Origin of the sequence: Homoserinimonas sp. OAct 916 (assembly GCF_003260275.1) — a bacterium.
Classification (GTDB): domain Bacteria; phylum Actinomycetota; class Actinomycetes; order Actinomycetales; family Microbacteriaceae; genus OACT-916.
The window spans coordinates 89951-105147 of record NZ_QJHB01000010.1 but is presented as its reverse complement, the minus strand read 5'-3'; the positions used below and the strand labels follow the sequence as shown (position 1 = coordinate 105147).

Annotated in this window: 13 protein-coding genes; 6 read left to right on the top strand and 7 right to left on the bottom strand. The window is 64.7% G+C overall.

What is annotated here, in order from left to right:
* Positions 1-27: 27 nt before the first annotated feature.
* From DL891_RS12860 to DL891_RS12850, 3 genes are all read right to left on the bottom strand, one after another.
* Complete coding sequence (locus DL891_RS12860) at positions 28-2037, bottom strand: amino acid transporter (RefSeq protein WP_232819162.1); 2010 nt, start codon at positions 2035-2037, stop codon at positions 28-30.
* Between the two features lie 149 nt (positions 2038-2186).
* Positions 2187-2939, bottom strand: a complete 753-nt coding sequence (locus tag DL891_RS12855; protein ID WP_198668888.1) for an SDR family NAD(P)-dependent oxidoreductase — start codon at positions 2937-2939, stop codon at positions 2187-2189.
* A 39-nt stretch (positions 2940-2978) separates the two neighbouring features.
* The gene (locus tag DL891_RS12850; protein WP_111720836.1) at positions 2979-3827 is read right to left on the bottom strand and encodes a fumarylacetoacetate hydrolase family protein; all 849 of its coding nucleotides are present in this window, start codon (positions 3825-3827) and stop codon (positions 2979-2981) included.
* A gap of 491 nt (positions 3828-4318) precedes the next feature.
* Between DL891_RS12850 and DL891_RS12845 the strand changes: the two genes are divergently transcribed.
* The gene (locus DL891_RS12845; RefSeq protein WP_111720835.1) at positions 4319-5500 is read left to right on the top strand and encodes an inorganic phosphate transporter; all 1182 of its coding nucleotides are present in this window, start codon (positions 4319-4321) and stop codon (positions 5498-5500) included.
* Complete coding sequence (locus DL891_RS12840) at positions 5497-5772, top strand: hypothetical protein (protein ID WP_111720834.1); 276 nt, start codon at positions 5497-5499, stop codon at positions 5770-5772. The genes DL891_RS12845 and DL891_RS12840 overlap by 4 nt, the downstream gene beginning before the upstream one ends.
* Before the next feature lie 19 nt (positions 5773-5791).
* Here DL891_RS12840 and DL891_RS12835 read toward each other — a convergent pair whose 3' ends face one another.
* From DL891_RS12835 to DL891_RS12825, 3 genes are all read right to left on the bottom strand, one after another.
* A complete protein-coding gene (locus DL891_RS12835; protein ID WP_111720833.1) occupies positions 5792-6718 on the bottom strand; it encodes a carbohydrate kinase family protein in 927 nt (308 codons plus the stop codon).
* The gene (locus DL891_RS12830; RefSeq protein ID WP_111720832.1) at positions 6711-7628 is read right to left on the bottom strand and encodes a pseudouridine-5'-phosphate glycosidase; all 918 of its coding nucleotides are present in this window, start codon (positions 7626-7628) and stop codon (positions 6711-6713) included. Before DL891_RS12830 ends, DL891_RS12835 begins: the two co-directional genes overlap by 8 nt.
* A gap of 120 nt (positions 7629-7748) precedes the next feature.
* Entirely contained in the window at positions 7749-8345 is a 597-nt protein-coding gene (locus DL891_RS12825) for a GNAT family N-acetyltransferase (RefSeq protein ID WP_111720831.1), read from the bottom strand.
* 247 nt (positions 8346-8592) lie between these two features.
* Between DL891_RS12825 and DL891_RS12820 the strand changes: the two genes are divergently transcribed.
* From DL891_RS12820 to DL891_RS12805, 4 genes are all read left to right on the top strand, one after another.
* The gene (locus DL891_RS12820; RefSeq protein WP_198668901.1) at positions 8593-10023 is read left to right on the top strand and encodes an NCS2 family permease; all 1431 of its coding nucleotides are present in this window, start codon (positions 8593-8595) and stop codon (positions 10021-10023) included.
* A 173-nt stretch (positions 10024-10196) separates the two neighbouring features.
* Positions 10197-10937: a VIT family protein gene (locus DL891_RS12815; protein WP_111720830.1), complete on the top strand. Its 741-nt coding sequence runs from the start codon at positions 10197-10199 to the stop codon at positions 10935-10937.
* A gap of 200 nt (positions 10938-11137) precedes the next feature.
* Positions 11138-12523, top strand: coding sequence for an aldehyde dehydrogenase family protein (locus DL891_RS12810; RefSeq protein WP_111720921.1), 1386 nt, complete (start codon positions 11138-11140; stop codon positions 12521-12523).
* A 154-nt stretch (positions 12524-12677) separates the two neighbouring features.
* Entirely contained in the window at positions 12678-14198 is a 1521-nt protein-coding gene (locus DL891_RS12805; protein ID WP_232819161.1) for an aspartate ammonia-lyase, read from the top strand.
* 57 nt (positions 14199-14255) lie between these two features.
* Here the strand turns inward: DL891_RS12805 and DL891_RS12800 are convergent, their stop codons facing one another.
* Complete coding sequence (locus DL891_RS12800; RefSeq protein WP_111720828.1) at positions 14256-15158, bottom strand: fumarylacetoacetate hydrolase family protein; 903 nt, start codon at positions 15156-15158, stop codon at positions 14256-14258.
* Between the last annotated feature and the right edge of the window lie 39 nt (positions 15159-15197).

Genomic DNA, 15197 nt, shown 5'->3' with positions numbered 1-15197 from the left:
AATCCGTCGATCAGCTGACGTGCGCTGTCAGCTGACGTGCACTGTGGGCCTCAGGGCCGGGTTGTGCTCGGCCTCGCGCAGCACCTCTCGGGTCACCGGGGCCACTTCACCGCCGCCGGTGAACAGGAATTTGAACATGTTCGAGACCGGGTTGCCCTCGGTCCACTCGAAATAGATCTCCGGCACGACGCCTGTTGCATCCCGAATCTCCAACAGGATCGAGGCGATTGTGTTGGGAATGTTGCCGCTGACCACGCGCAGTACTCGGTAGCCGAAGCACATCTCGCCGTGGACTGCCAGATCTTCTTCAAAGTCAGAGGAGTTGCCGGTGTTCACCTCGACGAAGATGATCGGAGAGCCACGCGGAATATTGCTGTCGCGTTTCTCCTCCCGACTCTTGAGCCGGTACACCCCGGCCGAGTCTCCGCCGGGTTCCTTCGCGATGATCCTGATCACGCCCTGGGATTCCGCGTCGTCGAGGACGAAACCCAATGCGGCGTCATCGAGGGTGATCGATGTCGCGCGCAACTCGAACGAACGCCCCACCCGGGAGATCAGCGAGACCACCATGATGCCCAGAATGAACAGGGCGCCGATGCGCAGGCCGTCGGGGCGTTCGAAAATGTTGGCCACCGTGGTGTACAGCAGCACCAGGGTGATCAGGGCGAAGCCGATGGCCCGTACCTGCTGGCCCGCCCGCCGGGCAGAGAGGGTGACTGCGATGGCGGCAGTGGTGATGAGCACCAGCACGCCGGTCGCATAGGCGCCGCCCTGCGCGTCGACATCAGCCTGGAACACCAGTGTGATGACCACTGCGATGGCTGTGAAAACGAGCACGAGGGGGCGTACCGAACGGGCCCATTTCGGCGCCATGCCGTATCGGGGCAGGTAGCGGGGCACCAGGTTCAGCAGGCCGGCCATGGCCGAGGCTCCGGCGAACCAGAGAATGGCGATGGTGCTCAAGTCGTACAGTGAGCCGAATCCGTTGCCCAGATATTCGTGGGCCAGGTAGGCCAGCGCCCGGCCGTTGGCCGCGCCACCCGGTTGGAACTCGGCCTGCGGAATCAGCAGGGTGGTCACGATGCTCGAGGAGATCAGGAACCCGCTCATGATCACAGCTGCCGTGGTGAGCAGGTGCTTCGTGCCGCGGATGCGTCCGGCGGGTGGCGGCGCCAGCCGATCAGCGGTGTCGATCACGTCTCCTGGGTCCCCGGTGATCTGTGGCATCACAGCAACGCCGGTCTCGAACCCGCTCAGCCCCAGGGCGAGTTTCGGGAAGACCAACAGGGCGATCGCGATCATCAGCCACGGGTCGCCGTGCTGGGCGTTGAGCGCGGCCCACCAGTCGGTGACCGTCGTCGGGTGGCTGAAGACCTGGCCGAACGCGACCGCGATCACCACCAGGTTGAAGGCGAGAAATACGCTGACCAGGCCGACCGCGATCCGGATGGCCTCCCGAAAGCCGCTCAGAAACACGAAGCCGAGCAGGCCGATGAACACCAGCGTGATGGGAACGTTGCCTCCCTGGAACCATGCCGGGGTGAATGGGTTCTCGATGACGTGGGCCGTGGCATCCGCGGCCGACAGTGTGATCGTGATCATAAAATCTGTGGCGGCGAATCCGAGCAGTACCAGAACGAAGATCTTTCCCGCCCACCACGGCAACAGGCGTTCCAGCATCGCGATCGACCCGGATCCGCGGTAGCTCTCCCTGGCCACTCGGCGGTACACCGGCAGCGCGCCGAACAGGGTCAACAGCACCAACACAATTGTGGCCATCGGGGAGAGCAGGCCCGCGGCGAGCGCTGCAATGGCCGGCTGGTAACCAAGCGTGGAGAAATAGTCCACACCGGTCAGGCACATCACCTGCCACCACGGGTGGGTCTTCTCACCGCGCGAATGGCCGTGCGGCCCGACGTGGCTGCCCGCCGAGTCGACCAGCCCGTGCAGCAACCAGACGCGACTGCGGGTCAAGAGCCCCACCCGCGAGGGGATGGGGGGAGGTGCCGATTCCGGAGCAATGATTCCGCTAGCCATGGGCATCCTTTGCGGCAGGAACATCCTGGGTGAGGAAGTAATGCCTGATCCACTCACAATACGCTTTCGCGCGCGTGTTCCCAGTAGCGGCATTGCGGCCACAATCTCAGTTACAGGGCTGTTGCCGTTCGTCAGATTCGAGCCGCGCCCTACTCCGCGGGGCGCAGGCGCAGATTCTGCATTCCTCCGTCGACGGCGAGTGACACCCCGGTGGTCGAACCCGACCGCGGACTGGCGAGGTACGCCACCGCGTCGGCAATCTCGTCCGGGCTCACCAGACGGCCGTGCGGCTGGCGCGCGTTGAGGGCGGCGCGCTCAGCAACAGGGTTGTCCGCCTTCTCCAGCAGTCGCCCGATCCACGGGGTGTCAGCGGTGCCCGGGCTCACACAATTCACCCGGATGCCCTCCCGCAGATGGTCGGCAGCCATCGCCCGCGTGAGTGACAGCACCGCGCCTTTCGACGCACTGTACAGCGCCCGCTGCTGCAAGCCTGCCGTGGCCGCCACCGAACTCGTATTGACGATTGCGGCCGCCGGAGATTCACGGAGGTGGGGGAGGGCGGCCCGACTCACACGCATCATGCCGAGCACGTTGACGTCGAGTACCCGCGTCCACTCGTCGTCATCGTTGTCCTCGACCGAGCCCTGCGCGCCGATCCCGGCGTTGTTCACCACAATGTCGATCCGGCCGAACTCCTCGACAACCCGGTCGACTGCCGCACGCACCGAGGCGTCATCCGCCACATCACAGCGCACGCCGAGCATGCCGGAGCCGGCGTCGGGGTTCAGGTCGAAGACCGCGACGCGCGCGCCTCCCGCGGCCAACGCGCGCGCAGTCGATGCGCCGATTCCGGATGCGCCGCCCGTGACGATCGCCACGAGTGAGTCGAATTCCTGCACCATAGTGATTGCCTTGTCTCGAGGGGAATAGGAAGAGGGTTGCTATGCGTCGATGAATGTCTGACGCTGGCGTCCGAGACCCTCGATCTCGATCTCGACCACGTCGCCGGCACCGAGGTACGGGAACCTGCCAGACAGGGCCACACCCTGCGGGGTGCCGGTGAGAATCAGGTCACCGGGTTCCAGCGCCATGTACTGGCTGAGGTGATGAAGGATGAAGGGCACATCGAAGATCATGTCGGCCGTCGATGAATCCTGCCTGATCTCGCCGTTCACCCAACTGCGCAGCCGGAGCGCGCCGTGCTCCACCTCGTCCGGGGTGACCAGCCAGGGACCAGTGGGGTTGAACCCCGGGGCACATTTGCCCTTCGACCACTGCCCACCGGAGACCGCCATCTGGAAGTCGCGTTCGGAAAGATCGTTGGCCGTGACGTAGCCGGCGATGTAGTCCGACGCATCGGCGGGGGAGGCGAGGTAGCTCGCTCGCTTTTTGACCACAATGCCGAGCTCCACCTCCCAGTCGGTCTTCGAGCTGGTGCGTGGGATCGCGACCGTGTCATTGGGCCCGACGACAGTGTTCGGCGTTTTCAGGAAGATGATCGGGGTCTCAGGCGGAGCAGACCCGGATTCTGCAGCATGCGCCGCGTAGTTCATACCGATGCAGACGACTGCGGAGGGCCGCGCGATCGGTGCTCCTATACGCAGCGACTCGGCATCTGCAAGTTGCGGCAGTGAGCGATCAGCCAGCAGGTCGCGAGCCTTATCGAGCCCGCCCGACGCAAGAAAATCGCCGTCGATGTCTCTGGTCAGTGTGCTCAGGTCGTAGACACCATCGTCTTCTATGACCACAGGGGTCTCGCGGCCAATCGGACCCAATCGGGCGAATTTCATGATTCTGCTCTTTCTGTCTGGGGCGCTCCCTCACGCGTGAGCACCCAACGATTGGCGGGACAGGACCATGTCGCTGATCCTCTGGATCGTTGTGAAAGTCACGGCTGCAACGCAAGCCTATGGGGTGGGCCAACTGACCCGACCCAGTCTGGTCCGACCACGAGCCGGAACATGATCCGAACGACTGGCTGAGTGTGTCCCCTGAGCGAGGCGAACCGGCTCGCGCAATTGGGAGTGAGCGCACCCATCTGGGCCCAGCGATGCAGCCACGATTCTTCGAAAATCTGCTGGCCCCTCCAGCCGCGGGCGTTCGAGTTCTCCGCCGCCTGACGATGACGCGTCCAGCCGCTGCCCAGAGTTGACCTTGACGCGCTCGGGTGAAAGTATCAAGATGCACTATGAACAGCCCCTCGGGGTTGATCTCAAACCCGATCATTGCCGGGTCGACTCCCTGCCCTCTCGAGCACGTTTCCTCCTAGAGAAAGACGCCGGTGGATCTCACCCTCATCGTCGTGCTAGTTATCGTGCTAGCGCTGTTCTTCGACTTCACGAACGGCTTCCACGACACCGCCAACGCGATGGCGACCCCCATCGCCACGGGCGCATTGAGGCCGAAGACGGCGGTTGCGCTCGCGGCGGTGTTGAACCTGGTCGGGGCCTTTCTCAGCACCGAGGTTGCGCGCACCATTTCTGCCGGACTGATCAAGGAGGGCACCGACGGCATCCAGATCTCGCCGGAGATCATTTTCGCCGGCCTGACGGGTGCCGTGATCTGGAACATGGTCACCTGGCTGTACGGTCTGCCGTCCAGCTCGTCACACGCGCTCTTCGGGGGTCTGATCGGTGCGGCGATCGTCGGCTTCGGATTCATGGCCATCGATTACAGCGTGCTCCTGTCGAAGGTGATTCTGCCGGCCATCATCGCGCCACTCATCGCCGGTCTCGTCGCCTTCACCGCCACCAAGGTGGCTTACAAACTGACCCGCCGGTACGACGGGCGGCCCGACGGCCGGGGCGGCTTCCGGCGCGGCCAGGTGTTCTCCTCGTCCCTGGTTGCCCTCGCGCATGGCACCAACGATGCCCAGAAGACCATGGGGGTCATCACCCTCACCTTGATCGCTGGAGGTTTCCAGGCCGCCGGCACGGGTCCGGAGTTCTGGGTGATTCTGGCCTGTGCGCTCGCGATCGCCGTCGGTACCTACACCGGAGGCTGGCGGATCATCCGAACCATGGGCTCCGGTCTGACCGCCGTCAAGCCAGCACAGGGCTTCGCCGCAGAGACCAGCACCGCGGCCGCGATCCTCGCCTCCAGCCACTTGGGTTTTGCCTTGTCCACCACTCAGGTCGCCTCCGGTTCCGTCATCGGCTCGGGGCTCGGGCGCAAGGGATCGTCGGTGCACTGGCGCACCGCGGGCAAGGTCGGGCTCGGTTGGCTGTTCACTCTGCCGGCGTCGGGTGCCGTCGGGGCCATCGCCGCCCTGGTGGCCCACCTCGGGCCGATCGGAATCATCATTGACGCGGTCGTCGCGACCGGGTTCATCGTGGGCATCTTCCTCTGGGCCAGGCGCAACCCTGTCGACAGCCGCAACGCGATCAGTGACGTGGATGCTGCGGGCGGGGTCATCAAACAGAAGAAGGTGCGCCGCAAGAATGGCGCGCGGGTGAAGACATGATCGACTGGCTCGCCTTCGGTGCCGTAGCCGTTGCCACTTTTGTCGCGACCGTTCTCGTCATCATCCTCTATTCCCTGGGAATCAAACTGTTGTCGGTACCGGCCGTCGGCACCGTGGCCGAGGCCGGGGCCGCCCGCGATGAGGAGACCGATGACGTGGAGATGAACGGTCGACCATTGTGGGCAACGATATTGGCGAACGCCTGCTTCACCCTGTGCGGAATCGCTGTGCTCTACGGCATCTATCTCATCGTTCCGGCGCTGCACCGTTGAACGCAGACGACCCGCAGGGTCAGTGAACCGGGCGGGCACCGGTGGCGGATACCGCGCGGGCAGAGGCCCGCGACCCTGATTCGGCGGCAGCGCGCACGTCGCCGTCGACCAGCCAGGATGCGAGGAAGCCGGCCGCGAACGCGTCGCCCGCGCCGGTGGTGTCGATGGGGGTGTCTGCGAGCGTCGGAACCCGGAACGGGGCACCCCCGGTCTCTTGCACGATCGCACCGTCGGCGCCGAGCGACATCGCCACCACCGGGAACCGCGCGGTGAGCGCCTCGACGATCGCGGCCGGGTCGGTCAACGCGGTGAGCACCATCCCTTCATCGAGGTTGGGCAGCAACACGTCGCAACCGTGCACGGCACTCTGAAACATCTCCACGCCGCCGTCGGCGAGAAAGCCGACCGACGAGGGATCCACCGAGACCGTCGCACCCGCAGCGTGCACCCGGGCGATCATCGCCTGGAAGTCTGCGGGCGGGGCCCCGCTGAAGATCGTGTAACCGGTGAAGTGCACGTGGCTGATTCCTTCCAGCGCGCTGACGGTGACATCTGCGGGCCCGGCCACAACGTTGGCACCCTTCTCGGTGAGCATGGTGCGGCTGTGCAGCGCGGGGTCAACGATGACGACGATCGTGCCCGTGGGCAGGTCGTCATGGCCGACCAGGTGGGCCCGCACCCCGTGCGCCGCGAACTCGGCGACGTGCCTGGTGACGTCCGCTGCGCCGACATGGCCGAGAAAATCGACCTCAACGCCAAGCGCACCGAGCCAGCTGGCGACGTTCGAGGCCGATCCGCCCGCCCGCCGGTCGATCTGCGCGAATGTGTCGGTGTCGGGTCGGATCGGTGCACGGGGAATGACGATGATGTCGTCGATCACATCGCCGAACACGAGTACCCGGCCGGCATCAGCCCCGGCGGTTCTCGGGTCGGAGTGTTCACGCATTGGTCAGTGCAGACCACGCGATCGCGATCTCGCCACCCAGCCGCACGTTGTTGCGCGCGATGTCGAGGTTCACCTCGAGGCTGGTGCCGCCCGACGCATCGACAATGTAGCCCAGCAGGAACGGGGTGACGGCCTTTCCGTGAATGCCCTGCGCATCGGCCGCAGCCAGCGCCTCCGCGACGATCCGGTCGTGCTCGGCCGGCTCCCACTGCTGGTCGACGGGCAACGGATTCGCAACCGCGATGCCCTGGCCGTGGCCGATCGCATCCTGGCTGCGCATCACGCGCGCGATCTCCTCGGCCGACTCGACTCGCCAGTCGAGCGGGAACTCGGACTCCCGCAGCCAGAAGCTCGGGAACGTCGAGGTGCGGTAGCCGATCACGGGCACACTGAGTGTCTCCAGACGCTCCAGGGTGGCGGCGATGTCGAGCACCGACTTCACACCGGCGGAGACGACGGTGATCGGTGAGACGGCGAGCGAGGAGAGGTCGGCAGACTCGTCGAAGGTTTCACTGGCGCCGCGGTGCACCCCGCCGAGCCCTCCGGTCGAGAACACGCGGATACCCGCCTTGGCGGCGAGGTAGGCCGTTGAAGCCACGGTCGTGGCGCCGTTTCCGGCCCGAGCCATCAGGATCGGGAGGTCGCGCACACTGGCCTTGGCCATTTCCTCTTCTGCGATACGGCGAACACCCTCGTCGTCGAGTCCGATCTGCGGAACTCCATCGAGCACGGCGATCGTCGCCGGGGTGACTCCCATATCGGTGAGGATCTGTTCGAACTCCTTCGCCGCCTCGAGGTTGCGCGGTCGGGGGAGCCCGTGCGAGATGATGGTCGACTCCAGGGCGACGACGGGGCGGTTCTCGGCCAGAGCCTGGGCAACGGCATCCGAAACGGTGAAGGGTGCGGACATAGGAAGATTCTCCTTGACGATAGCGACCTGCGGAGGATCTCCGGCAGTGAAGTCGCGAACGCCTCGCGAAATACACATGTTACTCGAATAGGTCAGATTTGTCACCGGGCGGACGGCAGCTCACAGCCCGTCGAGGCGCTGCTCGAGGCGCTGCTCGAGGCGCCCCTCAAGAGCAGCGCGCACCGTCGGCCATTCCGGCAGCAGAACCGAGAAGTACGCAGAATCACCGCGGCTGCCGTCGGCTGCCACCCGATGCCCGCGCAACACGCCCTCTGGGATCGCGCCGAGACGGATCATCGCGCCCACGCTGCGCGTGTTCCGGCTGTCGCAGCGCAACCCCACCCGGTACACGTCGAGAGCATCGAACGCATGCGAGAACATCAACCACTTCACCGCTGGATTCGTTCGGCCACCCCACCAGTGCCTCCCGTAGAACGTGCTGCCCACCTCCACACGCTGCTGGGCAGGCACCAGGTCGTAGAAACTGGTGGAGCCGCGCACCGAATCATCGTCGCCGATGACCGCGAACGAGACGCCACCGGGGGCGGCGATCTGGGCGATGATTGCACGGGCGTGCTCAGCCGCGGTGCGGGGTCTGGGGGAGGTCATTCCCGCCCAGAGATCGTCATCAACCAGCGCATTGAGCGCAGCAGCGTGATCGACCGTCAGCGGTTCGAGCCTGACCCCGAAGCCAGCCAGGTGGATGTCGTGCTCCATCAGATCCTCACCCCTCTCACCCAGCGTTGCATCGGATTGCACGGTGCGGTTGACAGATTGGCCCGGCAGTGGCCCGTCGGGCAAGAATACAACGGGTCAAACCGTACCGGGAACCTCACTGTTTTCGCTAGGCTGTGAACTCGATGACCACCCTCCACCACCGAAGGACACCATGAAACGTCCGGCCACCGACCAGACCGAACCATCACACGGCGAGGAGGTCGAATCGACATCGTTCCGCAGTCGGATGGCCCCGGCGGGCTCTGGGCTGAAGACCCGGCTTGACCTGTTCTTCGAGATCTCCAAGCGCAATTCCACACTCAGCCGCGAGGTGCGCGGTGGCTTGGTCACGTTCATGACCATGGCCTACATCGTCATCCTGAACCCGCTGATCCTCGGCGGTCAACCTGACGTCACCGGCGCAGCGCTCGACGGCGCCCAGGTCGCCGCAGTGACCGGGCTCACCGCCGGTGTCATGACGATCCTGTTCGGCCTGGTGGCGAACCTGCCGTTCGGTCTTGCAGCAGGTCTCGGCATCAACTCCTTCCTCGCCGTGAGCGTGGTTGGCCAGGTCACCTGGGCCGAGGCAATGGGCCTCGTGGTGATCAATGGCCTGATCATCGTGGTTCTGTCGGCGACGAAACTGCGCGAAATGATCTTCCAGGCGGTGCCAGCCCCGCTGAAGACGGCCATCACCGTCGGAATCGGCATGTTCATCGCGTTCATCGGCCTGGTCGACGCGGGATTCGTGCGCACCAGCGGCGCCAATTCACCGCCGGTCCAACTCGGTGACGCCGGCTCGATCACCACGATCCCCACCCTCGTTTTCATTCTCGGACTGTTGATCATGGGCATCTTGATGGCCCGCAAGGTCAAGGGTGCGCTGCTGATCGGAATTGTCAGCACCACCGTCATCGCCATCGTCGCCGAGTGGATCTTCAAACTCGGCGGCTCGTTCGAGAACCCGGGCGGTTGGAGCCTGAACGTCCCCGAACTTCCGCAGGCGATCGTATCGCTGCCCGACTTGGGCCTGATCGGTGCATTCAGCTTCGGTGCCTTCGAACGCATCGGCATCCTCGCCGCCGTGATGCTGGTCTTCACCCTGGTGTTCACCAACTTCTTCGACGCGGTCGGCACCCTTACTGGTCTGACCCGTGAGGCCGGGCTGCAGGACGCCAGGGGCAACTTCCCCCGACTCAAATCCTCGCTGATCGTCGAGGGAATCGGTGCGGTCGCCGGCGGCGCCACCTCCTCGTCATCGAACACCATCTTCATCGACTCCGCGGCCGGTGTCGGCGAGGGTGCGCGCACCGGCTTTGCGAGCGTGATCACTGGGGTACTCTTCCTGGCCGCCATGTTCTTCACACCGCTGACCCAGGTGGTGCCGCTCGAGGTCGCGGGGGCGGCGCTCGTCGTGGTGGGTGTGCTGATGGTCTCGCAGATCCGTGAGATCGACTGGAGCGACTTCTCGATCAACCTGCCCGTGTTCCTGACCATTGTCGTGATGCCGCTGACCTACTCGATCGCCAACGGGATCGGCGTCGGCTTCATCAGCTGGGTGGTGGTGCGCACGCTTTCCGGAAGGGGCAAGGGGATCTCGCCACTGCTCTGGATCGTCGCCGTCGGCTTTCTGCTCTACTTCGTGCGCGGTCCGATCGAGGTTCTGATCGGAGCCTAGCCCTGGGCCAGGTTGCCGGAAAGCGGCGAGGTGAGGGTCGGGTTTTGCCGCCGCGCCGAACCCGTGGTTTCTGGGTATGTGATTTCGGGGGCCGCACAGTGACCTGGGAGGGCAGGGCAAGGGGAGGCTCCCCTTGCTGGAAATGTTGCCTGACGAGCGCTTAAAGTGGTCGTATGACGACAGACGCGACGGCGATTCCAGTTCCTGACCAGCATCCTGGCGAACCACATCAGGGCAGTTTCGCGCAGCGACTCAACTGGCTGCGCGCGGGCGTGCTCGGTGCGAACGACGGCATCGTGTCGGTCGCTGCCACGGTGGTCGGTGTCGCCGGCGCCACCACCTCCCCACAGGTGATCCTCATCGCGGGAGTGGCTGCGCTCGTCGGCGGGGCAATCTCGATGGCCCTTGGTGAGTATGTCTCCGTCAGCAGCCAGAGCGACAGCGAGAAAGCACTGATCGCCAAGGAGACCCGGGAACTGGCGGAGGAGCCAGAAGCAGAACTCGCGGAGCTGGCCGGCATCTACCAGTCGAAGGGCCTCAGCCCGGAGACCGCGCACCGGGTGGCTGTCGAACTCACCGAGCACGACGCGCTCGCCGCCCATCTGTCCGCCGAGCTGAATATCAGCGAGTCGGACCTGGTCAGCCCGTGGCATGCCGCATTCGCATCTGCGCTTGCGTTCACCGTCGGAGCGATCCTGCCGTTGCTCGCGATCCTGCTGACCCCTGAGCCCTGGCGGGTTGTCGTCACGTTTGTCGTCGTTCTTGTGGCGTTGGCGATCACGGGTACGCTCGCCGCCGCGATCGGCGGCAGTTCACGGCGGCGCGCCGCCGTTCGCGTTGTCGTGGGTGGAGCACTGGCCCTCGCTGCAACCTATGGAATCGGTCTGTTGCTGGGGGCATCTGGATTGGTCTGACATCAAACGGGCACCAGCGTGTGACACACCATGGTTCGGCCATCAACGCAGGGAGGAATAACCCACATTCTGGTCTGAAGGGCGCGCAGGCCGCCCTGGGGCGCAGACATTGTGCGCCGAAGCCGGAGTTCGCGCATGATGGGGGTATGACGGCGATTGAGAATTCACAGGGTTCGAAGACGAACGATGACGATTCATCGATGATTGCAGGCCGGGTGACAGGCCTGCGCGAGATGTTCGACGCGGGTGTGACCAAGCCGGTGGCGTGGCGGCGTCGCCAGCTCGAAGGTCTTCGCCGCCTTCTTCTCGACCGCGCAACGGAGTTGGAGACCGCTCTTTTCGACGACCTGGGCAAATCGCCGGTCGAGTCGGAGGTGACCGAGATCGGCTTTCTCGTCGCCGAGATCGACCACACCCTGAAGAACCTCAAGCGGTGGCTGCGCCCGGATCGGGTACCGGCTCCCGCCGCCCTGCTGCCGGCCAGTGCCCGGGTGATGCGTGAACCATTGGGTGTCGTGTTGGTGATCGCGCCGTGGAACTATCCGGTGCAACTCCTTCTGGGCCCGGTCATCGGGGCGCTCGCGGCCGGAAACGCAGTGGTTGCGAAACCGAGCGAACTGGCTCCGGCGACATCCGCGCTGCTGGCCCGTCTGGTTCCGCAGTATCTCGATCCCCGTGCTGTCGCTGTCGTCGAGGGAGCGGTCTGCGAGACGACCCAGCTGCTCGATCAGCGATTCGACCACATCTTCTACACCGGCAACGGCACCGTCGGGCGCATCGTGATGGCCGCCGCGGTGAAGAATCTCACCCCGGTCACGCTGGAGTTGGGTGGGAAATCGCCCACCTTCATCGACGAAGGCGTCGACCTGAAGGCGGCGGCCAAGCGTATCGTCTGGGGAAAATTCTTGAACGCCGGCCAGACCTGTGTCGCCCCCGACTACCTCTTGGCCACGAAACAGGTCGCCGCCGCGCTCGAACCGCACCTGGTGGCGGCGGTGCGCGAGTTCTACGGGGATGATCCGGCATCGAACCCCGACTACGGTCGGATCGTCAACGACAAGCACTTCACACGTCTGACCGGGCTGCTCGGCGACGGGCGCATCGCGCTCGGCGGGTGGGACCAGGCCGATGCGAAGACCCGGTACCTGGGGCCGACGATCCTGATGGACGTGCCCCGAGACTCGGCCGTGATGGCCGAAGAGATCTTCGGGCCCATCCTGCCGGTCGTGACCGTTGACTCCGTCGACGATGCCATCGGATTCATTCGATGCGGTGACAAACCGCTGGCACTGTACGTATTCAGCGATTCGGCCCGGGTGCGGCGACGCTTCCTCACCGAGACCAGTTCGGGTGGTGTGGGGTTCGGAGTGCCGGCCGCCCAGCTCAGCGTGGCCGGGCTGCCCTTCGGCGGTGTCGGTGAATCGGGAATGGGCGCATACCACGGCGAATGGTCGCTGGACACGTTCAGCCACCGCAAGGCGGTGCTGAGCAAACGACTCACTCCAGACACACTGCAGCTGATCTATCCGCCGTTCACCGAGGGCAAGGAGAAGCTGATCCGCAGGGTGCTCCGCCGCCTCAGTTGACCGGATGCCCCGAGACTCGGTTCGTTGCCCGGCGGCCTGACCGGGTGCGCTCACCCTGTGCTCCAGCGCTCGAATGGTCGGCCTCGCGGTGCGATAGACTCGGTACTCGTCAGAGCATTGAGCTATCGCCCCCGAGCAGGCAACGGAGCCATACGTGTCTACTAGCGTGTCCGAAGAATCAACTCCCACCGTTCGAGTCGAAAGCGACTCCCTTGGCCCCCTTGAGGTGCCGGTGGACGCCTATTACGGAGTACACACCCAGCGAGCGATGGATAACTTCCCCATCACGAAACGGCCCATCTCGGTCTATCCCGACCTGGTCATCGCCCTGGCACAGGTGAAGCTGGCCGCAGCGCGGGCGAATGCGGAGATCGGAGTCCTGTCCCAGGATAAGTCCGACGCCATTCAGGCTGCGTGCCAGGAGATCATCGACGGTAATCTGCACGAAGAATTCGCGGTCGGCGTTATCCAGGGCGGAGCGGGAACGTCGAGCAACATGAACGCGAACGAGGTGATCGCCAACCGGGCGCTCGAGATCCTCGGCCACGTCAAGGGCGAGTACCAGTACATCCACCCGATCGACGACGTCAACCGCAGCCAGTCCACCAACGACGCGTATCCGACCGCGCTGAAACTGTCGGTGATCTATTCACTCAAGCGGTTCCTCGATGAACTCGATCTCTTGCGCAAGTCGTTCCTCGCCAAGTCTGAGGAGTTCGCCCACATCCTCAAGGTGGGGCGCACCCAGATGCAGGATGCCGTGCCGATGACCCTCGGCCAGGAGTTCCACGGTTTTGCGACCACCCTGGGCGAGGATCACAGCCGGCTCAAGGAGACGATCTGGCTGATGAGTGAGATCAACCTCGGGGCGACGGCGATCGGTACCGGTATCACCGCCGACCCACGTTACGCATCCACGGTCGTTCGCCACCTGCGCGAAATCACCGGCCTCGACCTCGAGACCGCACCTGACCTGGTGGAGGCCACCAGCGATGTGGGCAGTTTCATGTCGTTCAGCGGTGCGATGAAGCGCAGCGCGATCAAACTCTCCAAGATCTGCAACGACCTGCGGTTGCTGTCCAGCGGCCCGCAGGCGGGGCTCGGCGAGATCAATTTGCCCGCGAAGCAGGCCGGTTCCAGCATCATGCCCGGCAAGGTCAACCCGGTCATCCCGGAGGCGGTCAGCCAGGTCGCCTATGCCGTGGCCGGCGCCGACATGACCGTCACGATGGCCGCCGAGGCGGGCCAGTTGCAGCTGAATGCGTTCGAACCGGTGATCGCGCATTCGATCCTGCAATCGATCACCTGGATGACGGGAGCCTGCTGGACGCTGCGCGTCAACTGCATCGATGGCATCACCGCGAACGTGAAACGGCTGGATGCCATGGTCGGCTCCTCCGTGGGCGTGGTCACCGCCCTCACCCCCTACATCGGCTACTCCGCCTCGGCGGCGATCGCGAAGACCGCGCTGCTGACCGGCGGAAACGTGGCCGACATGGTGGTGGAAGCCGAGTTGATGACACGCGAGCAGGTCACAGAGTTGCTCTCTCCGGCGAGGCTCTCCGGGCTTGAGACTGTGACCATGGCCAACCCAGTGGTCGCGAAGATCCTGGAGAAATCTGATGTTCCCACGGTTGGTGCGACGCTCGGTGAAAGCCAACACCCCGACGAGTAGGGAACAACCGAAAATGTGAGGATGCCCCGGCCGGTGCCGGAGCATCTGCGTTTTCGGTCAAACCATCCGGCAGTAGGTGGTCAGCTGGCCGATCCTGTCGATGGTCACGGTCACGGTTGAGTGGTCTCCGAGGAACACCTGGGGGTCGCGCGAGTAGCCGGCCCCGCCGGGGCTGCCGGTTGAGATCAATGTGCCGGGCATCAGCGTTGTGGATTGCGACAGGTACGAGATCACCTCGGCGACCGTGCGCACCATGTCCCCGGTCGAGGCATCCTGCATGATCTTGCCGTCCAGGTTGGTGGTGAGCCACAGGTCTTGCGGGTCGGGGATCTGGTCGGCGGTGACGACGACCGGCCCTGTTGGCGTGAACCCGTCAAACGACTTGCACCGTGACCATTGGGCCTCGGAGAACTGGATGTCGCGGGCGGTGATGTCATTCACCACGGTGTAGCCGAAGACGTGGTCGAGCGCCCGGGCGACCGAAACATTCGATGCGGGGCGACCGATGATCACGCCGAGTTCCGCCTCATAGTCGATGCTGGTGCTGAGTTTTGCGGGCCACCTGGTGACGGCCTCGTGGCCGGTGAGCGAATTGGGCCAGAGGGAGAAGACGGTCGGCTTGGTGTCGGCGCGCAGCGCGAGCTCCGCCGAATGTGCGGCATAGTTCAAGCCGATGGCGAGGATCACCGGTGGTCGAAGCACCGCAGACGCGCTGCCGAGCTCTGACATGGGCGTACCCGCCACGCGGTTCGCGGTGGCGTTATCGACAATCGCCTTCACACGGCGTAAGGCCTCGGGGCCTTGTTCAATCAGATCCTGGAGGTCGCGCGGGGCGTCGTCCATGAACTCTTCCAGTATCAACGCCTCGAGATCCCTGATCACCGCGAGGTGGGGGATTGGTCCCCAATCGCCGGGTTCGCTCGTGGGCGTGGCTGGTTTGAGGACGTGCGCGAATTTCATTCTTTCAAGAGTATCCGGCTCCGGGCCCACTTCCGACCG